Raw genomic sequence first — 24,770 nt, forward strand, 5'->3', positions numbered from 1 at the left:
TGGATAAACCTGGCCGGGGCTGACATAATCACTGGCAATTTAACCAGGGGGTAACGTGACGGACGATTTTGCAGCAGACGGCCAGCTGGCTCAGGTCATTCCCGGTTTCAGGCCGCGTGAGGCGCAGCGTGAAATGGCGGAGGCGGTCACCCGGGCCATTAAAGCCGGCAGCGAGCTGGTGGTAGAGGCCGGAACCGGCACGGGGAAAACCTATGCCTACCTTGCACCCGCGCTCCGTTCGGGCAAAAAGGTCATTATTTCTACCGGCTCTAAGGCGCTGCAGGATCAGCTGTTCTCCCGCGATCTGCCGACTATCTCTCGTGCGCTGAAGTTCACCGGGCGGGTGGCGCTGCTGAAGGGGCGTTCTAACTACCTTTGTCTGGAAAGGCTTGAACAGCAGTCGCTGGCCGGCGGGGATTTGCCCGTGCAGGCGCTCAGCGATGTCGTGCATCTGCGCGGCTGGGCCAGCGAAACCGTCGACGGCGATATCAGCACCTGCGGTACGGTAGCGGAAGATTCTACCGTCTGGCCAATGGTCACCAGCACCAATGACAACTGCCTGGGACAGGATTGCCCGCAGTACCAGGACTGCTTCGTGGTGAAGGCGCGTAAAAAGGCGATGGATGCTGACGTGGTGGTGGTAAACCATCATCTGTATCTGGCGGATATGGTGGTCAAAGAGAGCGGTTTTGCGGAGCTGATCCCCGAGGCGGAAGTGACGATATTCGATGAAGCACACCAGGTTCCGGATATTGCCAGCCAGTATTTTGGTCAATCGATCTCCAGCCGTCAGCTTCTCGATCTCGCCAAAGACATTTCTATTGCCTACCGAACCGAAGTCCGGGATGCGCAGCAGCTGCAAAAAAGCGCTGACAGCCTGGCCCAGCGCACGCAGGATTTTCGCCTGCAAATAGGTGACCCGGGCTATCGCGGTAACCTGCGTGAGCTGCTTGCCGACGCAAATATCCAGCGCTCGCTGCTGCTGCTCGATGACGCGCTGGAGCTCTGTTATGACGTGGCTAAGCTATCGCTTGGGCGCTCTGCGCTGCTGGACGCCGCTTTTGAACGCGCGGTGATCTACCGTGGGCGCATCAAGCGGCTGAAAGAGATCAATCAGCCGGGGTACAGCTACTGGTATGAATGCAACGCCCGGCATTTTACGCTGGCCCTGACGCCGCTTTCCGTGGCCGACAAATTTAAGGAAGCCATTCGTGAAAAGGCAGGCTGCTGGGTCTTTACCTCGGCAACGCTTTCGGTGAATGACAAGCTAAGCCATTTCACCGAGCGTCTGGGCATCGAAGAGGCAGAAACCCTGCTGCTGGCAAGCCCGTTCGACTACGCTAAGCAGGCGCTGCTCTGTGTGCCTCGAGGGTTGCCAACGCCAAATCAGCCGCACGCTGGTCGTCATCTGGCCAACTTGCTGCGCCCGCTCATCGAAGCCAACAACGGGCGCTGCTTTATGCTTTGCACCTCCCACGCCATGATGCGTGACCTCGCGGAACAGTTCCGGGCGACCATGACGTTGCCCGTGTTGCTGCAGGGAGAGACCAGCAAAGGCCAGCTTCTGCAGCAGTTTGTTGAGGCAGGTAACGCCCTGCTGGTGGCGACCAGTAGCTTCTGGGAAGGCGTAGATGTGCGTGGCGACACGTTATCCCTGGTTATCATCGACAAGCTGCCCTTTACCTCACCGGACGATCCGCTGCTCAAAGCCCGAATGGAAGATTGCCGTATTCGCGGCGGCGATCCGTTTGATGACGTACAGCTGCCGGATGCGGTCATTACCCTCAAGCAGGGCGTGGGCCGACTCATTCGCGATGTGGAAGACAGGGGAGTTCTGGTTATCTGCGATAACCGGCTGGTGATGCGGCCTTATGGCGCGGTTTTCCTTAACAGTCTGCCACCCACGCCGCGTACCCGGGATATAAATCGGGCAGTTGAGTTCCTGAGTGCCTCAGGCGCGCAGTAATTTGTGCCAGGCTATGGTATGATGCGCGCCGTTTTTTGACCTTATCTCCGCCAGAGGTTGGCAAGCCCATGCGAATTTTAGCCATCGATACCGCAACTGAAGCCTGTTCTGTTGCCCTGCAAAATGATGCGGCGTTCTACGCCCATTTCGAACTCTGCCCGCGCGAGCATACGCAAAGAATTTTGCCCATGGTGAAGGAGATCCTGAACCAGGGTGAAATTACTTTGTCTGATGTGAACGCACTAGCCTACGGGCGCGGGCCGGGCAGTTTCACCGGCGTGCGAATCGGCATTGGCATTGCGCAAGGGCTGGCGCTGGGCGCTGAGCTGCCGATGATTGGCGTCTCAACGCTTGCGACGATGGCGCAGGGAGCGTGGCGTCGTACCGGAGCAACGCGAGTTCTGGCCGCCATAGATGCCCGCATGGGCGAAGTCTACTGGGCCGAATATCAGCGTGACGAACAGGGCGAGTGGCAGGGCGAAGAGAGTGAGGCCGTACTTAAGCCAGAAGATGTTGCCGAACGGTTGAAACAATTGAACGGCAGCTGGGCTACAGTCGGCACAGGCTGGCAGGCCTGGCCCGACATGGCGGAGAGGAGCGGACTTCAGCTGCAGGACGGGGAAACCACGCTGCCCGAAGCAGAAGATATGCTGCCGCTGGCGCTGCAGGCTTTTAACGCCGGAAAAAGCGTCGCCGTAGAACACGCTGAACCGGTCTACCTGCGCAATGAAGTGACCTGGAAAAAGCTTCCTGGCAGAGAGTAATACCCACCGCTCAAAACGGAGTGGAGATTAAGGAGATGAGGTATGGCTGTTTGTAATGTCAAAAAATGCAGCTGGCTGCTTGCAGCCGCCGCAGCGTTGGTCCTGAGCGGCTGCGTGAGCGTGCCGGATGCCATCAAAGGGAGTACGGCGACGCCGCAGCAGGATCTGTCGGTCGTCATGAATGCTCCGCAGCTTTACGTGGGGCAGGAAGCGCGTTTTGGCGGTCGCGTGGTGAATGTGGATAATCTGAAGGGGAAAACCCGTCTCGAGATTGCCACCGTTAGCCTGGACGAAGGCGCCAGACCGGCGCTGAATGAGCCCTCTCACGGGCGTATTTATGCCGACGTGAACGGCTTCCTGGATCCGGTCGACTTCCGTAACCAGCTCGTCACGGTGGTGGGGCCGATTACCGGCACGGCAGAGGGCAAAATTGGCCAGACGCCTTATAAATTTATGACGATGCAGGCGACAGGCTATAAGCGCTGGAACGTGGTTCAGCAGGTCGTGATGCCGCCACAGCCTATAGACCCATGGTTCTGGGGCGGTCCGTACCCATACCGTCATCATTATGATATGTGGGGTGGCTGGTATAATCCGGGGCCAGCACAGGTGCAAACCGTCGTAACCGAATAATCTGTTGTTTTTAAATATTTTCAAACAGCGGCCTGGCCGCTGTTTGTTTTTGTCCAGGACGGATAAAAAAATTTAGTGATGCGCTTCGCAACCTTTCATCAGGCTAATTAATAAACTGGTACGCTGAGTTAATATTATGTTAACGAAATGTGTAGCCTGGGGTTGTGATGACGACAAATAATAATTTCAGAGGTGGATCCTTGAATAAGGTTTGGCTTAACCGCTACCCGGCCGACGTTGCGGCTGAAATAAATCCCGATCGCTATCAATCCCTGGTTGATATGTTTGAACAGGCCGTTACTCGCTATGCCGATAAGCCTGCGTTTATCAATATGGGGGAGGTGATGACCTTCCGTAAGCTGGAAGAGCGCAGCCGGGCTTTTGCCGCTTATCTCCAGCAGGGGCTTGGCCTGCAAAAAGGCGACCGCGTAGCGCTGATGATGCCAAACCTGCTGCAGTACCCGGTGGCGCTTTTTGGCATCTTGCGCGCCGGAATGGTGGTGGTGAACGTTAACCCGCTTTATACCCCACGCGAGCTGGAGCACCAGCTGAACGACAGCGGTGCCAGCGCGATTGTTATTGTGTCGAACTTTGCCCACACGCTGGAAAAAGTGGTCGATAAAACGCAGGTGAAGCACGTGATCCTGACCCGCCTCGGCGATCAGATTGCCGGGCCAAAAGGCACGCTGGTTAACTTTGTCGTTAAGTACATCAAGCGGCTGGTGCCGAAATACCATTTACCTCACGCCATCTCCTTCCGCCGGGCGCTGCAAAGCGGCTACCGTATGCAGTACATCAAGCCTGAAATTCTTAACGGCGATTTGGCTTTCCTGCAGTACACCGGCGGCACGACAGGCGTGGCGAAGGGCGCAATGCTGACGCACCGTAACATGCTGGCTAACCTCGAGCAGGTAAGGGCGGCCTACAGCCCGCTGCTGCATGAGGGGAAAGAGCTGGTGGTCACGCCGCTGCCGCTGTACCACATTTTTGCCCTGACGATTAACTGCCTGCTGTTTATCGATATTGGTGGACAGAACCTGTTGATCACCAACCCGCGAGACATTCCCGGCCTGGTGAAAGAACTGGCGAAATATCCTTTCACCGCCATGACCGCCGTGAACACGCTGTTTAACGCCTTACTGAATAACAAAGAGTTCCAGCAGTTAGACTTCTCCAGCCTGCACCTCGCCGCGGGCGGCGGCATGCCGGTTCAGCACGCCGTTGCGGAACGCTGGGAGAAATTGACCGGGCGCTTCCTGCTTGAGGGCTATGGCCTGACGGAATGTGCGCCTCTGGTGAGCGCGAATCCGCATGATATGGATTACCACAGCGGCTCTATCGGGCTGCCGGTGCCTTCAACCGACGTGAAGCTGATCGATGATGAGGGCAATGAGGTTCCGCCGGGTGAACCGGGTGAACTTTGCGTGAAGGGGCCTCAGGTTATGCTGGGCTACTGGCAGCGCCCGAAAGAGACCGATGAAATTCTTAAGGACGGCTGGCTGCGAACCGGAGATATTGCGGTGATGAACGAGGAAGGCTTTATGAACATCGTCGATCGCAAAAAAGATATGATTCTGGTCTCCGGCTTTAACGTCTACCCCAATGAGATTGAAGACGTAGTGATGCAGAATGAGGGCGTGCTGGAAGTGGCTGCCGTGGGCGTGCCGGCCGGCGTGAGCGGCGAACAGGTAAAAATCTTTGTGGTGAAAAAAGACCCCGCGCTGACTGAAGAAGCGCTGATCACCTTCTGCCGTCGCCAGTTAACGGGCTACAAAGTGCCTAAATTGGTTGAGTTCCGTACGGAATTGCCAAAATCCAACGTGGGCAAAATTTTAAGACGAGAACTGCGTGACGAAGCGGGCAAGACAGGCAACAATAACGCCTGAGCTCCAAGTCACTCGTCCTGATGCCGGTTCGCCGGCATTTTTTATGGGCGCAACCTAAGAGAACTGAATTTGACTTACCAGATGATTACCACCGATGAAGGGCTGGCTGCCGTATGCCAGGCCGCTCGTCAGTTCCCCGCGCTGGCGCTGGATACTGAATTTGTCCGTACGCGCACCTATTATCCGCAATTAGGCCTGATCCAGCTTTATGACGGCCAGCAGGCTTCGCTGATCGATCCTCTCACCATCAGCGACTGGTCGCCATTCAAAGCGCTGCTGCAGGATCCTGACACCATAAAGTACCTTCACGCGGGCAGCGAGGATCTTGAAGTTTTCCTGAATGCCTTCGGCGTACTGCCCGAGCCGTTTATCGATACTCAGATCCTGGCTTCGTTTACCGGGCGTCCGCTCTCCTGTGGTTTTGCCACCCTCGTGGAGTCCTACACCGGTATTGCGCTGGATAAAAGTGAGTCCCGCACCGACTGGCTGGCGCGGCCCTTAACGGCGCGGCAGTGTGAGTATGCGGCGGCAGACGTGCTCTATCTGCTGCCTATTGCTGAGAAGCTGATGGCCGAAACGGAAGCGGCTGGCTGGATCAACGCCGCTCTCGATGAATGCCAGCTGATGTGCGCCCGCCGCCGTGAACAGCTTGACCCGGAAGAGGCCTGGCGTGAAATCGGCAATGCATGGCAGCTTCGCACCCGGCAGCTGGCCTGCCTCAGGAAGCTGGCCGCGTGGCGCCTGCGCAAAGCGCGTGAGCGGGATATGGCGGTGAACTTTGTCGTTCGCGAAGAGCACCTCTGGCAGGTGGCTCGCTATATGCCAGGGTCGCTCGGGGAGCTTGACTCGCTTGGCCTGAGCGGCAGTGAAATCCGTTTCCACGGTAAAACCCTTGTCGCGCTGGTGGCGGAGGCCCAGGTCCTGCCAGAGAGCGAGCTGCCGCAGCCGCTGCAGAACCTGGTGGATATGCCCGGTTACCGCAAAGTCTTTAAGGCGATTAAGGCGCTGGTGCAGGAGATAAGTGAGGCAAAAGGGCTGAGTGCAGAATTGCTGGCCTCCCGTCGCCAAATAAACCAGCTGCTCAACTGGCACTGGAAATTGAAACCCCAAAGCGTTGAGCCGGAATTAATAAGCGGCTGGCGTGCCGAATTAATGGCCGAGGCGCTGACTAAACTGCTGACGGAATACTAATCGCGTTTAGCGGCCTGGGAATAATTACAGTGTTATTCTCAGGTCAAAAATATATTCTCGGGCCGTTAACGAGAAAAAACTTAATAAACGTTAAGACCTGCAGCAAAAATAAAACCCCCTGACATTATGCAGGGGGTTATTATTCACGCAGACTTGCTGGCTTCTTCCGCTTCCGGGAGGGTGACGTTCAGCTCCAGAATCGAAATATCCCCATCTCGCTGCTCCAGTTGAACGCTGACCATTTCCGGGTCGATTTGCACGTACTTGCAAATCACGTCGAGAATGTCTTTGCGCAGCTGAGGCAGGTAGTGCGGTTCAGCATCGCTACGGCGACGCTCAGCAACGATAATCTGTAAACGCTCTTTCGCGATGTTGGCGGTGTTCTTTTTTCGTGACAGAAAAAAGTCGAGTAATGCCATAACTTATCCTCCGAACAGGCGTTTCAGGAAACCCTTCTTCTCTTCCTCAATGAAGCGGAAAGGGCGTTCTTCTCCGAGCAGGCGTTCCACGGTATCGGCGTAGGCTTTGCCCGCGTCAGATTCACCGTCAAGAATAACCGGCTCGCCCTGGTTGGACGCGCGCAGCACAGACTGGTCCTCAGGGATAACCCCGACCAGAGGAATGCGCAGAATTTCCAGCACGTCTTCCATGCTCAGCATATCGCCCTTATTGACGCGGCCAGGGTTGTAGCGGGTGAGCAGTAAATGCTCTTTGATAGGATCTTCGCCGTTTTCGGCACGACGTGACTTCGACGACAGAATGCCGAGAATACGGTCTGAGTCACGCACCGAGGAGACTTCCGGGTTGGTGGTGATAACCGCTTCGTCAGCGAAATAGAGCGCCATTAGCGCGCCGGTTTCAATCCCGGCCGGGGAGTCGCAGACGATAAACTCGAAGTCCATGTTTTTCAGGTCTTCCAGCACTTTGGCCACGCCTTCACGGGTCAGGGCGTCTTTATCGCGAGTTTGCGACGCGGGCAGGATATAGAGCTGCTCGGTGCGTTTATCGCGGATCAGCGCCTGATTCAGCGTGGCATCGCCCTGAATAACGTTGACGAAATCGTACACGACGCGGCGCTCGCAGCCCATAATCAGGTCAAGGTTACGCAGGCCGATGTCGAAATCGATAACGACGGTTTTTCTTCCCTTTTGGGCCAGACCCGTGGCGATGGCCGCGCTGGACGTGGTCTTACCAACGCCCCCTTTACCCGATGTAACAACAATAATGCGTGCCATAAAGGATTTCCTTGTTAAAAGGGCTTAATTCAAAGATTGAACGGAGAGCGCACCACCCGCCAGATTAAGGCGAGCCGCTTTTCCATAATAATCGGCTGGGATCTGCTCACTCAGCCAGTACTCACCCGCTATAGAGACCAGCTCCGCTACCAGGTTAGTACAAAATATTTGTGCATCACGATCGCCACTTGCACCAGCCAGCGCACGGCCACGCATCATGCCGTAAATATGAATATTACCATCTGCTATCAGTTCTGCACCGGCACTGACGTGATTGGTCACAATCAAGTCACAGTTTGGCGCATAAATGCGCTGGCCGGAACGCACCGGCGCATCAATTAAACGCGTTTTTGTGACGGATGCAACATCCGGGGCGGCGATGACCACCGGCTCGGCGGGCGCAGCCTTTGGCGTTCGGGTAACCTTTTCTTTCCCTTCTGTCAGCAAGGGCAGGCCAGCACGCTCGATGTCGGCTTTAAGCGCCTCATCTTTGCAGCCACTGATGCCCACAACGCGCAGGCCGGTTGCGGTGACGGCCTGTTGTACTTTCTTCCAGTTGACGGAACCATCGAGACTGGCGACGTTAACGACCACCGGGGCATTTTTTAAGAATGCGGGAGCCTGAGCGATTTTATCTTCCAGTGCCTGGCGAATAACCTCAGGGTGTGCATCATGCAAATGAACCACAGATAAGGTAAAACTGCTGCCCTTTAACTCGATTGGCGTGTTTGACATCCTGGCCTTACTCAATTCAGTTTCAATCCCCACAAGGGTGGGACGATATTCCGAAGTACATAAGGCATGTTATAGTCCAGCTTATATTCAGGCAAGCCACTCGCTGGCGAAAATAGAGTAAAAAAAATGTTTTGTGTGATCTACAGAAGTACCAAACGCGATCAGACTTATCTTTATGTCGAAAAAAAAGACGATTTCTCCCGGGTGCCGGAAGAGCTGATGAAAGGCTTTGGTAAACCGGTGCTGTCGATGCTGTTGCCGCTCGACGGCACGAAAAAACTGGCCAATGCCGATCTGGATAAAGTTAAACAGGCACTGGAAAATGAGGGGTATTATTTACAGATCCCACCTCCGGTCGAAAGTTTGCTGACAATGCATCTGGAAAAAAGTCCTAAAAAATAATTTTCGGACTGGCGGTAAATCTTTTCCGGGCATTAAACCTGAAGATGTGCAAAACACATTATTGCGGGAAAGACGATGAAATATTCAGCATTAAGTTTGACCTTCAGCGCCTTAATACTCGCCCCTTTTACCGGCTATACCTCCCAGGCAGCGGCGGCCAATCCGACGGCCGCTGCGCCTCAGCCCGAGCGTTCTCACCTGACGACGCTGGCTGAGCAAGGACGCGATCCCGCCGAATTTCCCGCCTACGTCGAAAAATTAAAGCAACAGGCCAGAACAAAAGGCATCAGCAACGCTACGCTGGCAAAGGCGTTTGCCAACATTCATTTTGTCGATCGGGTTATTAAATCTGACCGCAACCAGCTGGAAAATAAAATTACGCTTGATGACTATTTAAACCGCGTCATCACTCCGGAGAAAATAAAACAGGCCCGCCTCCTTGCAAAACAGCACCGGGCTGAACTGGATAAGGTCAGCGCAAAAAGCGGTGTCCAGAGTCGCTATATCGTCGCTCTGTGGGCCATGGAGAGCAATTTTGGCAAGCTTCAGGGCAAAGAGGATGTGGTCTCTGCGCTGGCGACGCTGGCTTTTGAGGGACGACGCGAGGCCTTCTTTACCGCTGAGCTGATGGCGGCGCTAAAAATCATTCAGCGAGGGGACGTCAGCGCCGCGCAGATGAAGGGCTCATGGGCGGGGGCGATGGGGCAAAACCAGTTTATGCCAAGTTCGCTGCTGCGCTACGGCAAAGATGGCGACGGCGACGGGAAAATTGATATCTGGAACAACACCAGCGATGTTTTTGCCTCAACGGCAAACTATCTGGCGAGGGAGGGGTGGCAGACCGGCGGTGCCTGGGGCAAAGAGGTCAAGCTGCCTGCCGGCTTTGATGCTTCGCTTTTGGGGACAAGCCCCGGGCAGGGCAAGCCTGTTGCGCAGTGGAAAAAACTGGGTGTCACCTTGCCCAATGGGTTATCCCTCCCTGTATCGCCACAAAAGGCCTGGCTGGTGAAGCCAGATGATGGTCTGGAACGTTCGTTCCTGGTTTACAGCAACTTTCGGACCCTGATGCACTGGAACCGTTCGTACTATTTTGCCATCAGCATCGGCAAGATGGCGGACGCCGTGGCTGTAAAATAAGGCATGCCTGGAAACACTTCCCCGGTATTCAGCGCGGATTTTTTTATCTACTATCAATGGCAGTTAACACAAACGACACAGAGGAAAGGCATGTATCAACATCATAACTGGCAGGGTGCACTGCTGGATTTTCCGGTGAACAAGGTAGTCTGTGTTGGCAGTAACTATGCCAAACATATTAAAGAGATGGGCAGCGCGACGCCGGACGAGCCGGTCGTGTTTATCAAGCCCGAGAGCGCATTATGCGATATCCGCCAGCCGCTGGCGCTGCCGCAGGAGTTTGGCTCGGTCCACCATGAAGTGGAGCTGGCGATCCTGATTGGCGCAACCCTTAAGCAGGCCAGCGAAGATCATGTCTTTAAGGCGATTGCCGGTTACGGCGTTGCGCTGGATCTGACGCTGCGTGACCTGCAGGCAAAACTGAAAAAAGCAGGTCAGCCGTGGGAAAAAGCGAAGGGTTTCGACAACTCCTGCCCGATCTCCGGGTTTATCCCTGCGGCTCAGTTTACTGACGATCCGCAAAATACGCCCCTTGAGCTGAAGATCAACGGTGAAGTTCGCCAGCAGGGCAATACCGAAGAGATGATCCACAAGATCGTGCCGCTGATTGCGTATATGAGCAAATTCTTCACCCTGCGTGCGGGAGACGTGATCCTGACCGGGACTCCCGAAGGCGTAGGCCCGCTGCACAGCGGCGATGAGCTGGAAGTGAGTTTTGCAGGCCACAGCCTGAGCACGCGCGTTTTATAAACAATTTGCCGCTTCCGGGCGGCAAAACTTGCATCCGGGTGTCAGACTGTTTATAAGGTGCAGCTTAATTTTAAATGCAGGAACCGCTATGACTCCCACTCCTTTTTGGCAAAGTAAAACTCTCGACGAAATGAGCGACGCTGAGTGGGAATCGCTGTGCGACGGCTGCGGCCAGTGCTGCCTGCATAAGCTGATGGACGAAGATACCGACGAGATCTACTTCACCAACGTCGCGTGTAAGCAGCTTAATATTAAAACCTGTCAGTGTAAGAACTACGCTCGTCGCTTTGAATACGAGCCGGACTGCATCAAGCTCACCCGCGACAATCTGCCTACCTTTGAGTGGCTGCCGCATACCTGCGCTTATCGTCTGCTTGCCGAAGGCAAACCTCTGCCGGAATGGCACCCGCTGATGACCGGTTCAAAAGCCGCTATGCACGGTGAACGTATTTCCGTGCGCCATATCGCAGTGAAAGAGTCCGAGGTACGCGACTGGCAGGACCATATCCTCAACAAGCCTGAGTGGGCTGATTGAATTATTGATTTGAAAGGATATTTGTACTATTGGTTTTGTGCTTGGGGCATCATTGGGACATCTTCACTGAAATTAGCATTCAATATGCTCATCTGATCCCCGTTGTTGTCACTCATCCATTTCCCGTAAACGTTGTAAACCATCTGTGCCGAAGTGTGCCCCATTTGCGCCGCTATAAAGTTCGGGTTTGCTCCCGCACTCAATGCCCAGCATGCAAATGTGTGTCTTGACTCGTAGGCTTTTCGATGTCGTATTCCAGATCTCTTAAGCATCAAGTTCCACGTTGCGCCGAACGAACCTGGTGCATACCAATCCCCTCCAATTCCATTTCTCGCCGTCAACTTCGGAACAAAGACAAAGGTACATTCATCTGTGCGCGTTCTGCCAAACTCGCGCAGGTGAACCTTTATCTCATGCTGCCTTCCCATCCTTGTAAATGCCATCTGGCTCTTTATCGCCGCAATGGCTGGTTGAGTAAGAAGTATTGTCCTGTTTCCTGATTCAGTTTTAGGTGGCGTAAAGTGATCCTTAATCGCTATATTCCTTCTGACGGCTATCGTCCAGTTTCTGGTGTCTATGTCCTCCCATGCCAGGGCACAAATCTCCCCATGCCTCATGCCTGTATTGATGGCAAGAATCCACAGATTTTTTATTTGCTCTGCTGGCGCGGCATCAAGAAGCCTACGGTATTCCTCTCTGGAAAGCGGGTCAGGGTCTGACCTTGACTTGCGAAGTGGGTCGATGCCAACAAATGGCGATTTTTCGATGTACCCGTTATTTACAGCAAACTCCAGCATGCCGGAAAGGCACGTTAGATAAACGTTAACCGTCCTGACAGTCCGGCCTTTTTTGGCTGCCCTGTTAGCCTGGAACTTTCCGTTAATCTGGTAACCGGTCAGCAATTCCTTCCTGATTGTCAGTATGTCCTCATGGGTGATCGACTCTAACAACCGATCGCTGCCAAGCATCTCCAGGCATATCTTTATGTATGACTGATACCGCCGAAAGGCATTCTCTGTGATTTCCATCCTCTTCAGCTCAAGCCACCGCGATGCTAATGTGGAAAGTGTGATGCCTTGTTGTTTAAGGCCAAACTTTCTTAGGTTGGGTGATTGTGGGAACTGAGCTGCGTAGTTGAATGTTCCCGTCTTGATGGCAAAGCCAATTGACGCTCGCAATTCCCCGGCTATCTTCCTGTTCTTTGGCGTATCCTCTACACCAAGAGACTCCCTGACTCTTTTGCCTTTGTAGATGAACCACAGGCGCAAAGTACCCCCATGATTCTCCACACCTGTTGGATATTTAGACATTTATGATTCCTCTTTGTTGAAAGGAGGGGGTATTTAAGCAGATTTCTTGCGCGGGATCGCCGGTCGTTGCCTCTCAACCCAATTGTCTACTTCATGCCGGTTATACATGATCGGGCTGTTATCCAGTGGATTGCAGTCCCCTGTGTAGTGACGGTACTCTTTTCCTTCAAGCCATGACTTTTCCCTTGCAGCCTTAATGGCGTTCTTTGACAAGCCAGTGATAGCCATTAGCACTTCTACGGTTACCCACTTATTAGGCACCAGTTGAATCACTTCACTCATAACTTCCTCCCAATAAAAAACCGGCTCAGTGGCCGGCGTTATTCGCATAAAAATAAACCCGCCGTAGCGGGTCGTTATCAGACTATCTCAGGTTCATCAGACGCTCTGTTTATCCAGTGCGTCACGACGCCTTGAACATTAACATCGTTGAGGGCTTCACCTTCAATGGCTTCTCCGTCCTGAGTGATGAGCGCCGGGCCCATCAATCGAGCAAACCCGACCTTTCCGCAGAACTCAATGAGCACATGGTCACCCTGAACGGGTCGGCGAGAGACGCGAATCACTGCGTAGCCATCATCGGTCTCTGCGAGTCGGCAGTTAGCATCGAAGTTAACAATCACATCAATGGTCAGTCGAGAGGCCACATAATCGGCAGCGGGATTCCCATATGAACTCATTCTGCCCATATCTTGTCAGTCCTAGAGAAAATAAAGCTGTTTTGGGTTATAGAAGCAGCGCTGTAGCGAGTCTTGTGCATGATTGATCATCACATAAATTTAACTGTGTTTATGTACAGTATTTAGGATTTTAGACATGGATCAAGAAGTTTTTCTGAGAGCAGCCCAAACGCGTTGAAGTTCGGAGGAATTTAGTGGACGGGGTTAGAAAAAGGTGGGGTTCTTTTCTGAATGTTTGTTTGAGTTTCAGAGAAGCCTGCGTTCACTCTTCGGACACAAAATGAATAAACCGAACTATGAAAGATCAGCAACTCAAATGATTAAACATTGCCCATTGAAACAGACTAGTACTTGCATAACCCGAGCAGAGTGAAAACCTCCTCCGATTTCTTCACAGTGATACTATGAAAGGTATAGAGAATCTTGCTCCCCCGCTTGTCACTCGACTTTAAGCGTTCTTGTTAACTCACTTCAAGAACGCTGTGCTTACAGTACTGCTGCTGTATTCCTTCCGGTCAGTTACGGTGTCCAGAGTACTTAATGAGCAGTAAAACGACTTGATTTGCTTTTGTGTGATTTTTTAGATAATTTAGCTAAATTATCTAGTGACATATATTGTAAAGGCTAATGATGAACGAAATTGAGATCTATACGCGTATTAAGCAAGTCTTGGACGACGCACCTCGCAATCAATATACCGTTGAGATGCACCTACAAATGATCAAATATGCTGATGAGCTGAATAGCATCACGTCAAAAGAGTTTTGTGAAGGGGTTGGTTTACGAAGTAGCTTTGGTACGGAGTTCAGTAAAATGCGCAACTTAACCCAGCGCTTGAAAGCTGCAGGACTTGATACTGCCAAGCTTTAACTATTTATATAAAAATATATCAAACTCAGGCTAGTCTCTGGCACAGTAAGGAATAATAATGATCATTAAAAAAAACGAACTTTACACCTCTCTCTGGAGTACTATCGATGAGTTGCTAGTTTGGACAATTTCTATTAATTCACAGGAGGGTGCCATATGAGTATCCAAATAGATATTGTTCGTATCAGCGGCTTTCGTGGCATATCTAATATCGAAATATCCTTGCCGAGAGTTACCGTATTACTTGGGCAAAATAATGCAGGTAAGACATCGATTATAAAAGCTGTACAGCTAGCAATTGGGGACTACTCGCGCTACTTAGCTGACGAAGATTTTCATATAGGAGAGGATGAAAAACGCCAAGAAATAATCACAGTCGATATTCGGTTTATAGCTGTTGATAATGATACGAGAGCGAGAGAATTTTCAGAAAATTGGCAACAGGCATTTGGTGATAAAATTCAGTCAGAGCCTGATGGGAAGCAATTCGTAGTGTTACGAACTGTTGCAAAACCAGATCGAGTAAAGGGCGGCTATACAGTTGATCGGTTTCATTTAGATATGTGGCCAGAACTTAGCGAGTGGCAAGATGCCCGGGTTATCAACAAAAACAGATTGGGTAAACGACTGGAGGCTGTACCGTTCATTTCGATTGATGCTCAAAGAGACATACATAATGAACTGAAAGAAAAATCATCTTTCGTTGGTCGTGTTCTATCTAGTGTTGAGTATAACGATAAAGATGTTGCTGAACTGGAGCGGATGGTGGCCGAAGTTAATAAAGAGGCCATCGACAAAAGCGAACCTCTTAAGCGATTAAAGACTCATCTGGATAGTATGAATCAATCATTTGAAGGTTCAGGAAAAACAGAGCTTAGCCCGTTTCCAAAAAAAATTCGCGATCTGTCAAAGCGTTTTAGTGTGAATTTCGGTGAATCTGATAAAAGCTCATTTTCTATGGAATACCATGGTATGGGTACTCGCAGTTGGGCATCCATGTTGACAGTAAAAGCCTTTACTGAGTTGTTGGCCAAAAATCACGAAGAGGAAGTCGAACCATTTTTCCCAATTATGGCCGCCGAGGAACCAGAAGCACATCTTCATCCAAATGCGCAAAGAACATTATACAGACAACTTATAGATGTTCCTGGCCAAGTGATTATTAGTACTCACTCGCCATATATTGCTGGGTTGGCTGAGTTACATGAAGTTAGATATTTGAGCAAACCAGATAATTCTGTTCAGATAAGTCAGCTTAGAAATACATTTGAAGATGACGATCTGAGAAAATTGAAAAGAGAAGTGGTTCACTCCCGTGGCGAGCTCTTATTTTCCAAAGCGATAGTCCTCTCAGAAGGTGAAACTGAAGAGCAAGCCCTACCTGAGCTTTTTGAAGCCTATACTGGAAAACATCCTTTCTCACTCGGAGTAAATTTTGTGGGCGTCAATGGTTCCGGTGCAAAATACCGTCCTTTTCTTATTTTAGCGAAAGATCTAAATATTCCAGTATTTATATTTAGCGACGGTGAAGAACAAACAATTAAAGAGCTCAAGAAAAATTATGAAAAAATATTCGGAGCTACTGATATCGAAAAGGCAGATAACATCACCATACTTGAAGGGACAGATTTCGAAGGTTACCTATTAAGCCAAGGATTTAATGAACTGATAGAAAAAACCATCTGTGAAGTTGCTGGTGAGGGTAAAATTGATAACTGGATCAAGAAACGAAATGGCACGCCTTTGAAACCGACAAAATCCGATAAGCCTGCCTGCGAAACGTGTAAGCAGCCTATTTTTGAATCAGAACTTAGAGATTATAATGGGGCGGATGGTCGTATTCGAGCGATACTCGAAATCATTGACTTAAACAAGCCACTTTATGCAAAAGCAATTACAGACAATCTAATTAAATTGCCAGCTGAGAGTTTCCCAACTAAGATTATCGAATTATTCGAAAAAATTAAATCTGGAGTATGATATGAATCTATCAAATGCTCAACGTCAGATTGTTGAAGCTCCTTTGAATTCTGCTGTACAAGTGCTTGCATCAGCTGGCTCAGGTAAAACGCGTGTGTTAACAGAGCGTGTTCGTCATATTTTGGATAAAACTAAAAAAGAAGGGATCATAGCTCTTACCTTCACAAATAAAGCAGCGGAGGAAATGAGTGCACGTTTAGCAGACTTCGAGCAAGGAGAGGATAGGGTTTGGATCTCTACCATACATTCTGTCGCACAGCGTATTTTGGAGAAATACGGACACACTGTTGGTTTACCCACGGAATTGCACATATATGATAGAGATAAAGATCGAATGGAGGTCTTTATACAGTCTTTACGTGAAGATGGTATTAATATAGATGAGTATCTAAATATCACTGACACAAGAGAATTAAAAAGCAGAGAAAAAAATTTGCAATCCTTTATGGATATATTCTCAAAGATTAAGCGAGAGTTACTTACAGAGCTTGATGTGGCTGAGCTATATCCAGAAAGCAATATCTGGAAAATATATCAAGACTATCAGTCTGCACTGCTTAATAGTGGAGGAATTGATTATGACGATATTTTGGTATATGCCCATAAAATTCTACTAACACATGATTGGATCGCAAAAATATACCGAGCTCAGTATAAACATATTTGCGTTGATGAAGCTCAAGATCTTAATAAAGCGCAGTATGAGTTTATAAGGGTACTTTGCGGAAATGTTATAATAAGCATTTTAATGGTAGGTGATCCTAATCAAATGATTTATGGATTTAACGGGTCCTCGAAAGACTATCTCTGCACTAGATTTGTAGATGACTTCACCCCACAACGCTTTGAACTTAGAGAAAATTATCGTAGCACTAAAGCTGTTATACGTGCAGCAAACAAGTTGCGGCCAGGCTCACAAGCAGAAACTGATTATGCCTTAGAAGGTGGTGTATGGATTTCAGGATTTGATACGGAAGAAGATGAGGCTGCTGCGGTTGTTGACATTATTAAAAAACTTTTGGCTTTGAAAATTAACGATGAAATTGAAGGTGAAATTTCATTGAGTAATATGGTGATAATTGGCCGTAATCGTTTTGTTTTTGGAAAACTTGAAAGCTGCCTTAAAGAAAATTCAATACCATTCTCTTTGAGAAAAGGTGAACGACAACTAGAACCTTCAACTAGATTCGGTAAAGTATTAGACTATGCCATTCGCGTTAAACTGAATTCTAAAGATTGGGTGGATGGCAAAAAATTATGTCAGGTACTGAATATTTCCGAGCCAGAAAATTGGACGGCTAATGTATTAAAGGAAATGGAGGCTCAGATCTCATCATCAAATGATGAATACTCTGATATATTCGCAAATCTTCTTTCTGCTGTAGATTTATTGGATGTTGAAAACCCCAAAATCCCTAAATTTGTAAAATATTTTAACAGCCTACTAACATCATTGGTTGAAAAACATGACGGTATCTCAGATGAAAAAATTGAAGATATTAAGTTGAGCATTGAAGAGCTTGAGGAGTTTAATCGCACCTGGACACGCTTCAGACGGAAAGGAATTGGGGACTCCTTAGTTGCATTCCGTAATGCATTGGCTCTTGGGCAACTTTCGCAAGATATCTCTGAGGATGGCTTAACGTTAAGTACGGTTCATACCATGAAGGGTCTGGAAAAAGATATCGTATTTTTAATTGGTATGTGTGAAGGAGTTTTCCCAGACTACAGAGCTAATACTGCAAAAGAGTTGGATGAGGAGAGAAATAACGCATTTGTTGCAGTAACAAGAGCAAAGCGATGGCTCTATGTAACTTATCCTAAGCAACGAATGATGCCATGGGGCGACAGAAAGTTTCAGCGAAAATCTCGCTTTATAACGGAAATAGAATCATGAGCCATATAGGCCAGCAAAAAAGTGTACCCCAAAATATTATTATACATTTTTCAAACTAACTTAAGCTAATGCATTGTTGATCGTCCATTTCTAGAGTGCTGTGCTTGCAGCGCTCTAGACTGTACTTACGGTTACCTGTTTGAAACTAACAGTCGAATTGAGTCCCCATACAAAAAGCACATCATCGTTCGATAGTAGTTGAGACCCAACTCAATTCTTCTAATGCCGTCTTAACGTAATTATTTAATAGGATAGTAAGTTCAGAGGGGCTTCTTCCTTGGCTGAGTTCAAATACAACGTCCTTGAGATTGGACTGTAAAGATTCAACAACTAGCCTTGCTTTAATTAAATCCAAAGTGGCCCCAAAATTTGTCACTTCCTCGAATGCCAAATGTATATAGGGCTCAAGGCTGCTGATTGATGTATGCCCAGTGAACTCCTGGACTTTCCTTTTAAGCGTCTCACCATCCAATAATGCACGACGGAACTCGTCCCGATTCTCATATTCATGCTGTTCAATCAATGCTACAAAAAGCTTGGTGATGAATCTGTGACGGAACATATGTGCACATGCTTGCTCTTCAATTTTTGCTGTTTTAGCAAGCAACAGTAATTCATTCGTCAGAGTCTCAGGTGTGAGTCTTAGCCCAGTTGTTTCAGAGATCAGTAAATAGCCTAAATCCTCTTTGGAGCCCACTGTTTTCTTAATGATCCTGCTCCTGAATTTTTCGATGAAGTTTACGACTAGTTCAAGATCTATTTTAGAAATAGGTAAGTATCTGTACTCCTCCCTCCCTCCTGACCGTTTGGCTGTGAAGACCTTCAGGAGCGCTCTTGCTTCATCAACTTTGCATTATAAATATCTTCGACTCTGATGTTTGCGACTTCAATTCGCCTTGCCCCTGTAATTTCCAAAAGCTTGACTAGGATGAAGCGTCTTCTCCGCTGATAAGTCGTCCTGCTCCACATGTGGGATGGCCTCAATGAGCTTTGCGATATTCCTCGAGCTGATAGGTAAACGCCGTGTTTGAGGCTCGGGATGAGGAAAAGAATGGTGATACCAATAGGTACGGGTAACCTGCTTTCCTTGGTTTACTAGCTTGACTTCTTTGATCTCAGCTCTGATCGTGCCCGTAGACCCGATGAAGAATGGTTCAAGATAGAGTTCTCCAACGTAATCCAAAAAGCCAAGGCAGATCCTGCCAATGTTTGCTACGTGAGCTCCCTGCCGTTTTCGCTGCCCCGGTTTTCTTGGGTCCATTTCCCCCTGAAGTGTTCTGATGAATAATGAGAAAAGAGAGTCAGTAAGCTCAATAAAATTATGGTTATTGTTGAAGCAAAAGCGAATAAGAGGTGATAGAAGTTTGGCATATTGTGTGAGCGTGCCACCGTCTTCCTTACGGGACAGTCCGCGTTCAAAACAATACAGCAGATATAGATTACCTTCTGTACAAGGTCTACCATCAGGCCAACAGAGGAGAGGAATGTTATCCGCTTTAACACTCAAGACATGATTGTTACGATCAACCCCGAAAGGTAACCGTAACACGTTGCTTGTTAGATGATACAGTTTCTCATTGTTATTCAATGGATTGAGCCTCATGCGAGGATGTCAAAGACTGTTTGCTTATCGAGAGCATTGAAAGTAGCTCTCTGCGGCGTTTTTTGAAAAGGCTCAGCTCTGTCGGGTCATGGCATTTTTCGGCAAATTGCTCAGCGAGAATGATCGACTCCCTGAGAATATTCGTTACCAATGCAATTTCATCCCGGAGTTGGGTGATTACCTTGTCTTGAGCCTTAACCTTAGCTTTAAGAGCCTGCTTAGTCACTGAGGAAGGCTTTGCTATCTTGGCTGTACGGGAATCGTGAATGGCTTTAGAGGCCAAATGTCTCAGGTTATCAAATACAGAAAACCCTCCAGGAAGAAGGTCATTCGCCCTGTTTTTAAGCGTATTAAGCGACATAGGATAAATTAACGATTCGCTTATCGATAGCTTTGCAAGGCCACCTTGGCTCTTCAATGCGATTAAAATATCTGTGCTTTCATGATACATACTAGGTGTCTGAATAATCGACTCAAGGTATTTAATACGAGCAAGCACCGAGCGGTTGTTAATATCCAGCGGAGAGTTCGTTTGAGGTGAGTTTTTCTTCATGATTTATCGCCCATTATTTTAAAGAGAATTTCATAACGATTTCCATCAGGAGTATCGTAGAAGACTGGCTCGATATTTAATATCCCCTCAATGATTAGGTCTTCAATATAATCAGCAACTTCATCTGATTGCATGATTGAAAAAGATGAAACCCCATAGCGCTCTTCTAAAAGCGCCCCGAGACTCTTTGAATTACTCTGCCCTGAGACCAACGCTTCAGATGCATATTCGGCACTGACTCTCCGCAATACTTCGCCTGGTACAGTCTCAGTGATGTAGTGATAAACGTGTTCAAGGTTTGTATGGCCTAAAAACCACCGCAGAGTATCCAGACCGCCAAAACCACCGTTCCAAAAAAAAGTCATAGCGAAGAAACGTCTCATCTGGTGAGTGCGAATGTAATAGCGCCGTCCATCAGAGCTTAGTTGTGTTTCAAAATAATCAGAGAAGCGATTCAGTACTTTTGTCGCATCGACCAAACTCATCTCGGCCAGACCAACCTCGCGACACCGAGGTTTACTGAAAAGCCGATCTGAAACTCTAGCAGAACTAAGCAATGATAAATTTAGATGCAGATCTTTTAAACTCTGGATACAAAGAGCTGCGATATTAGGAATGGGGCGAAGGACTTGTTCTCGAAACTTGCCGAAATTTCGTTTTCGTAAGGCGAACTGTAAGTAATAACCATGATTTTTTTTAACCAAGCAGGTACTTGCCATAAGATCTCTTATCTCTCCTGAACGCCGGGCACTAAGAGCAGCAAGTATTATCCAGATAGCTCCATATAGCACCTCGATTAACTGAAGCAACCCTTCATTCGTCCTAAAGCGTTTAAAGAAAATAACACTTCCTCCACCCCGCTCCCTGCCACGAAAATCTGCCGAGAGATCCCAGACCTTTACTCCAATATCACTCAGCTTTTGGGGGATGAGCCGTTCTATATCAGTCGAACTTAAATCCGTGAGCGTACACTCGCGTGAATCAGCCTCTTGTGCCAATACAACATAGCCGTCGATGAGTAATTGGCCCACATCAAAATAGAACTCAACTGCATTCCTAAATGATGACAATATGACTTCCTGAGGCAAAGATCGATAGCGTCCTTTAGTTTTCATCTCCAACTGCCGAATAAAAGCTTTGTTATTCAGAGCTGAAAGCGAGTGATGACTAATATGGTCCAGCCCATTAAGCTTGAGAAACTCCATTCGCTTCAATCCTTGCAGGTAAGTATCAATCCCATTTTCAGAAGGCAGTGGATCGTCAATAAGAACCATAGACGAAACCATGGGGTATTCCCGAAAAGTTTTCTCAGATGGGCTGAAGTGCAGTTCGTCCAAGGACAGACCTCTAAATTTTAGGTGTTACTAAAGTTCGCTCATGGTAAATCTCAGAATAAATGCTATTCGGAGAAACCTGGTGCATAAAAATGAATGCCCATCACTACCCGCTTTAATCTGTACGCGCTTATAGTTTCCATTAATCCACAGGAAAATCCGTGCTGTAATAATCTCCGATTTACACAAACCAAGACTGTACTCATCTGAATTATCCAAAAAAAGCGATACCAGGGACCTTAGATATAACGCTCTTTTATCTGTTGTTCTGTGACTTGATGGATCTTAAGGCGAAGGAAATCCCGAAGTTCTTCACGAGCTGCAATAAATGTTATTCTTCAGATATTGGCTACTAGCCAACACTGCCATGAACTCAGTTATGTTATGAGGCGTTATTAATTTGAATCCATGAGATGCTAATTGAAAGCGCTCGGCTCGCAGTAGGAAGTAGTCGATAATACCGATAGTTGTATAAACTCTGCGCTCTATTGTGCTTGGGGAAAGCTGGATACCTCTAGCCGTCAGCGAATGGGAGGAAAGGCATAAGTAAAGATTTTATGGACTCTAGGAGACCCCGATGTTTTGGATGTGTGAGTAATAAACCATCATCCAGCCTAACTCTGAAATCAATAACAGTATCTCTCTTGCCATTTCGGCCAATGTGGGTGACCCATACTGGTTCATCAAATTTTGAATTGAACCATTCAGTACTGCGGAAAAAATCAGAGCAGGAATCAAAAGGGGCCATAATAAAGTCTAGTTCATGAGGAAATTGGTTATTATCAGACATAGACCAGACTCTCAAATTGTTGAGGGTTTGCTCCCCTTCTGGCCTTAACCAGACAGCTACGGAGGTATGGATCGGGGAAATTATGAGATTCAATATGAGACTCAACCCTTATAATGAAACTCACTCCAATATATGGCTGCCCCCGAAGCACATGGGCCAGCATTTTCAACTGCCAGCCTGAGAGAGATAAGTATTCTAAGGATCTCTTCATCAAGAGAGATTATAATCTCTGAGCCGGATGCACCTAATTCTGGTTCAGCGGAATGATTAAGTGGTTCTGTTACCTCAGGGAGCGCCCGAAGAGCATATTTTTCAAGGAACTTATTAAGCTCAGTCATGCTGTCGAAATCAGTCGCTTTGAGCAAAAAATGGGAATCCCTCATAGCATAGACAATCACAGCATTTTGGAATATTCGAACCCAACGTTCTTGGAAAAATTGCATGATAGTGGGCGGCAGGTAATGATTCATAGCCACGCGTTTCGAATTACCAAGTGATTCGGCCATTTTGTCGATACTTAGTGTGTTGAGGTAAACGATAACTCCTGCCGTTGCACGTATCCTGGCGAGTGACAATGTGCTGATTAATTCCCCTAACTTAGCAGAGTGAGCTTGAACAAATTCTTTTTGCCTCAGAATCTTGGCGAAACTAATTTGGTTTGTAAAAACATAGGGCTCCTGAAAACCTTGACCACCTGCGACAATAAATAGCCGCCGCCACCCATCATCGTTTTTCTTTTTAAGGTAGTTTCTGAGAGGGGTTGTAATTTGGATAAGCAGCTCAACGACAGAGATTGCTTCCGAGCTTAATACAACCTCCTGCTGACTTCCTTTGCGATTTTTCTTTACTACAAGCACAGACCCTGAGTCGGTCGAGACAAAACCACTTCGTTTGCCATTTCGGTCGAAAAGCTCACATCCAAGCAGAGATGCGTCGGTCAGAATGGGATGCTGCGCTACGAGCCAAATAGCGATAGGAGCAATCATATATTTAGTAGGTAATACCAGCCTCTCGGCTAACGCCATTGTTGAGAAACTGCTTCCCGTAGCACCCACCAAACGGGCACGCATAGAGTGATCAATAACTATAAATCCTCTATGGCTCTCAACTATTGTTTTGATAAGGCAGTTCATCACCATGTGAGGCTGGCCGAATGATTTAGAGGATATTCGCACCTTTTGCTTTATCAATTCTCCTTTTTCGCAGGCTGATAAAACCGTGCATAACCGATAATTAATGAGATCGATTTGATTCCGAGCCCATAGAACAACTTTGTTAAAATCACCTTTAATTTTCTTGAAAAGAAGTTCAGTCGCCTCTTTGTCACTGGCTGACAGCGGAATCTGAGTCAGAAGTTTCTGGATACAAGCGCGTTACCATCGGCATATCTATGATGGCCGATTTCGTAAAGAGGCCGGGTGAGTTTTTTGCTTCCCTCAGGCCATACATCTCCTGGCGGTGGTTGCATGAGTCTGCTGTTGATAAGAACATTTTTCGCCCAAGAAATGATTCTTATCCATTGACGCTGAAGATTTGCAAGGACTCGCCCTTTTGGCTGATTTTGGTTCCTTTTGGCGTAACTTTCAAAATGCCAGCGCTGGAAGTTCCAGAAAAACTGATAAACAAATATTGGCTCTTGAAATAGTTCTGGGCATAGTGGAGGTCTGTCCTTCGAATCTTTGTCGTACAGATACAGAAAATCATCTAGTCGAGAGACTATATTTGCGTAATTGCCATAATGACTTTGAGTTAAAGCATGTCTCCGGCTTTCTTGATAGAGGGCTGTGGTAAAATCATGTCCCAAAACGTCGAATATCGCTCTCATCTTTAATCGATATGAACCTGAATTTCGATCGACAACATGCCATCCTGCTAGCCTTGATACGCGCCGAGGATCAATATACATCTCCTCAAATTGTATAATACATTGTTTTGTTTGATCATCTGTAATGTCTGAATATACAAAAACATTGACAGGAAAAGATTCAGACAGCTTATTGAGCAACTTAAAAAAACACTGAGCAATCTTCTTTCTGCTGGAGTACTTAATCTCAGCAGATAAAAAAGCTGTTTGAGTAAAGAGCTCCATAGAAAAGACGCTGAATATCCCGGAAGATGCAATTTTGAAGATCTAGAACTGTTGCTATGGGAGAATGATGGGTTATCCACAAAAAGCATTCGAAGTAAAACAAAGCGCGATTTGCACTTCGGCGTTGGATAGAGGGAGATGGGGAAGCTGAGCTTGAATCGTCCCCAAAGCGCTACCCGATAGCGTGTTGAATTTAAAATCTTTTTCGATGTGGCCTTTAGCTATTATACCTTGAGGATAATTGTTTGAAGACACCTGACTCATCAAGATACCTCATTCTGCTTGATTTGATAGAGGGAATAACGTCAAGCACATATATGGCTACGAATTAAGTAATCACTTATGATTATTGCCACAGTTACAAAAGCAGTCGCATAGGAAACTATTGTCTTTGGTTCCATCACCAAAATCACTGATAGCCCTTATTGAC

The 24,770-nt window shown here is 48.0% G+C and carries 25 protein-coding genes; 12 read left to right on the forward strand and 13 right to left on the reverse strand.

Annotated features, from left to right (window positions below):
* The first annotated feature begins 55 nt into the window (after positions 1 to 55).
* The 5 genes from EL098_RS08975 (at position 56) to rnd (ending at position 6,440) form a co-directional block, all read left to right on the forward strand.
* The gene (locus EL098_RS08975) at positions 56 to 1,966 is read left to right on the forward strand and encodes an ATP-dependent DNA helicase (RefSeq protein ID WP_126355908.1); all 1,911 of its coding nucleotides are present in this window, start codon (positions 56 to 58) and stop codon (positions 1,964 to 1,966) included.
* 68 nt (positions 1,967 to 2,034) lie between these two features.
* Entirely contained in the window at positions 2,035 to 2,730 is a 696-nt protein-coding gene (gene tsaB, locus EL098_RS08980) for a tRNA (adenosine(37)-N6)-threonylcarbamoyltransferase complex dimerization subunit type 1 TsaB (RefSeq protein ID WP_126355909.1), read from the forward strand.
* A gap of 42 nt (positions 2,731 to 2,772) precedes the next feature.
* On the forward strand, positions 2,773 to 3,363 hold the full coding sequence (locus EL098_RS08985; protein ID WP_126355910.1) for a Slp family lipoprotein: 591 nt from the start codon (positions 2,773 to 2,775) through the stop codon (positions 3,361 to 3,363).
* A 200-nt stretch (positions 3,364 to 3,563) separates the two neighbouring features.
* Complete coding sequence (fadD, locus tag EL098_RS08990) at positions 3,564 to 5,249, forward strand: long-chain-fatty-acid--CoA ligase FadD (RefSeq protein WP_126355911.1); 1,686 nt, start codon at positions 3,564 to 3,566, stop codon at positions 5,247 to 5,249.
* A 69-nt stretch (positions 5,250 to 5,318) separates the two neighbouring features.
* Positions 5,319 to 6,440: a ribonuclease D gene (rnd, locus tag EL098_RS08995; RefSeq protein WP_126355912.1), complete on the forward strand. Its 1,122-nt coding sequence runs from the start codon at positions 5,319 to 5,321 to the stop codon at positions 6,438 to 6,440.
* Positions 6,441 to 6,583: 143 nt separating this feature from the next.
* Here rnd and minE read toward each other — a convergent pair whose 3' ends face one another.
* From minE to minC, 3 genes are read right to left on the reverse strand one after another with little or no spacing between them, the layout of a single operon-like run.
* On the reverse strand, positions 6,584 to 6,859 hold the full coding sequence (minE, locus tag EL098_RS09000) for a cell division topological specificity factor MinE (RefSeq protein ID WP_008454068.1): 276 nt from the start codon (positions 6,857 to 6,859) through the stop codon (positions 6,584 to 6,586).
* A gap of 3 nt (positions 6,860 to 6,862) precedes the next feature.
* Complete coding sequence (gene minD / locus EL098_RS09005; RefSeq protein WP_039294422.1) at positions 6,863 to 7,675, reverse strand: septum site-determining protein MinD; 813 nt, start codon at positions 7,673 to 7,675, stop codon at positions 6,863 to 6,865.
* A 24-nt stretch (positions 7,676 to 7,699) separates the two neighbouring features.
* Positions 7,700 to 8,410, reverse strand: a complete 711-nt coding sequence (minC, locus tag EL098_RS09010; RefSeq protein ID WP_126355913.1) for a septum site-determining protein MinC — start codon at positions 8,408 to 8,410, stop codon at positions 7,700 to 7,702.
* Positions 8,411 to 8,536: 126 nt separating this feature from the next.
* Here minC and EL098_RS09015 point away from each other — a divergent pair, with 126 nt between their 5' ends.
* From EL098_RS09015 to EL098_RS09030, 4 genes are all read left to right on the forward strand, one after another.
* Positions 8,537 to 8,812, forward strand: coding sequence for a YcgL domain-containing protein (locus EL098_RS09015; RefSeq protein ID WP_126355914.1), 276 nt, complete (start codon positions 8,537 to 8,539; stop codon positions 8,810 to 8,812).
* Positions 8,813 to 8,887: 75 nt separating this feature from the next.
* The gene (locus tag EL098_RS09020; RefSeq protein ID WP_126355915.1) at positions 8,888 to 9,949 is read left to right on the forward strand and encodes a lytic murein transglycosylase; all 1,062 of its coding nucleotides are present in this window, start codon (positions 8,888 to 8,890) and stop codon (positions 9,947 to 9,949) included.
* Positions 9,950 to 10,039: 90 nt separating this feature from the next.
* Entirely contained in the window at positions 10,040 to 10,699 is a 660-nt protein-coding gene (locus EL098_RS09025; RefSeq protein ID WP_126355916.1) for a fumarylacetoacetate hydrolase family protein, read from the forward strand.
* Positions 10,700 to 10,787: 88 nt separating this feature from the next.
* Positions 10,788 to 11,234 carry a YcgN family cysteine cluster protein gene (locus EL098_RS09030; RefSeq protein WP_126355917.1) on the forward strand — a complete coding sequence of 149 codons (447 nt, stop codon included), beginning with the start codon at positions 10,788 to 10,790 and terminating at the stop codon, positions 11,232 to 11,234.
* A gap of 26 nt (positions 11,235 to 11,260) precedes the next feature.
* Here EL098_RS09030 and EL098_RS09035 read toward each other — a convergent pair whose 3' ends face one another.
* The 3 genes from EL098_RS09035 to EL098_RS09045 form a co-directional block, all read right to left on the reverse strand.
* Positions 11,261 to 12,544: a site-specific integrase gene (locus tag EL098_RS09035; protein WP_126355918.1), complete on the reverse strand. Its 1,284-nt coding sequence runs from the start codon at positions 12,542 to 12,544 to the stop codon at positions 11,261 to 11,263.
* A gap of 33 nt (positions 12,545 to 12,577) precedes the next feature.
* Positions 12,578 to 12,826: an excisionase family protein gene (gene xisR, locus EL098_RS09040; protein WP_126355919.1), complete on the reverse strand. Its 249-nt coding sequence runs from the start codon at positions 12,824 to 12,826 to the stop codon at positions 12,578 to 12,580.
* 77 nt (positions 12,827 to 12,903) lie between these two features.
* A complete protein-coding gene (locus EL098_RS09045; RefSeq protein WP_232012375.1) occupies positions 12,904 to 13,233 on the reverse strand; it encodes a hypothetical protein in 330 nt (109 codons plus the stop codon).
* 621 nt (positions 13,234 to 13,854) lie between these two features.
* Here EL098_RS09045 and EL098_RS09050 point away from each other — a divergent pair.
* The 3 genes from EL098_RS09050 (at position 13,855) to EL098_RS09060 (ending at position 17,971) form a co-directional block, all read left to right on the forward strand.
* Positions 13,855 to 14,094, forward strand: coding sequence for an HTH-like domain-containing protein (locus tag EL098_RS09050; RefSeq protein ID WP_126358398.1), 240 nt, complete (start codon positions 13,855 to 13,857; stop codon positions 14,092 to 14,094).
* 156 nt (positions 14,095 to 14,250) lie between these two features.
* Positions 14,251 to 16,074 carry an ATP-dependent nuclease gene (locus tag EL098_RS09055; RefSeq protein ID WP_126355920.1) on the forward strand — a complete coding sequence of 608 codons (1,824 nt, stop codon included), beginning with the start codon at positions 14,251 to 14,253 and terminating at the stop codon, positions 16,072 to 16,074.
* 1 nt (position 16,075) lies between these two features.
* Complete coding sequence (locus EL098_RS09060) at positions 16,076 to 17,971, forward strand: ATP-dependent helicase (RefSeq protein WP_126355921.1); 1,896 nt, start codon at positions 16,076 to 16,078, stop codon at positions 17,969 to 17,971.
* 181 nt (positions 17,972 to 18,152) lie between these two features.
* On the opposite strand, the gene EL098_RS09065 is transcribed toward EL098_RS09060, so the two are convergent.
* The 7 genes from EL098_RS09065 to EL098_RS09095 form a co-directional block, all read right to left on the reverse strand.
* A complete protein-coding gene (locus EL098_RS09065) occupies positions 18,153 to 18,668 on the reverse strand; it encodes a site-specific integrase (RefSeq protein WP_126355922.1) in 516 nt (171 codons plus the stop codon).
* Positions 18,669 to 18,857: 189 nt separating this feature from the next.
* Positions 18,858 to 19,559: a hypothetical protein gene (locus EL098_RS09070; protein ID WP_126355923.1), complete on the reverse strand. Its 702-nt coding sequence runs from the start codon at positions 19,557 to 19,559 to the stop codon at positions 18,858 to 18,860.
* Positions 19,552 to 20,127 (reverse strand): hypothetical protein, encoded by a 576-nt coding sequence (locus EL098_RS09075; RefSeq protein WP_126355924.1) that lies wholly within the window; start codon positions 20,125 to 20,127, stop codon positions 19,552 to 19,554. The genes EL098_RS09070 and EL098_RS09075 overlap by 8 nt, the downstream gene beginning before the upstream one ends.
* Complete coding sequence (locus EL098_RS09080; protein ID WP_126355925.1) at positions 20,124 to 21,413, reverse strand: site-specific integrase; 1,290 nt, start codon at positions 21,411 to 21,413, stop codon at positions 20,124 to 20,126. The genes EL098_RS09075 and EL098_RS09080 overlap by 4 nt, the downstream gene beginning before the upstream one ends.
* Before the next feature lie 939 nt (positions 21,414 to 22,352).
* Positions 22,353 to 23,441 (reverse strand): hypothetical protein, encoded by a 1,089-nt coding sequence (locus EL098_RS09085; protein WP_126355926.1) that lies wholly within the window; start codon positions 23,439 to 23,441, stop codon positions 22,353 to 22,355.
* Positions 23,442 to 23,599: 158 nt separating this feature from the next.
* Positions 23,600 to 24,340 carry a hypothetical protein gene (locus tag EL098_RS09090; RefSeq protein ID WP_126355927.1) on the reverse strand — a complete coding sequence of 247 codons (741 nt, stop codon included), beginning with the start codon at positions 24,338 to 24,340 and terminating at the stop codon, positions 23,600 to 23,602.
* A gap of 72 nt (positions 24,341 to 24,412) precedes the next feature.
* Positions 24,413 to 24,604, reverse strand: coding sequence for a hypothetical protein (locus EL098_RS09095; protein ID WP_126355928.1), 192 nt, complete (start codon positions 24,602 to 24,604; stop codon positions 24,413 to 24,415).
* Positions 24,605 to 24,770: the final 166 nt, after the last annotated feature.

The organism is Cedecea lapagei, assembly GCF_900635955.1.
Lineage (GTDB): Bacteria > Pseudomonadota > Gammaproteobacteria > Enterobacterales > Enterobacteriaceae > Cedecea > Cedecea lapagei.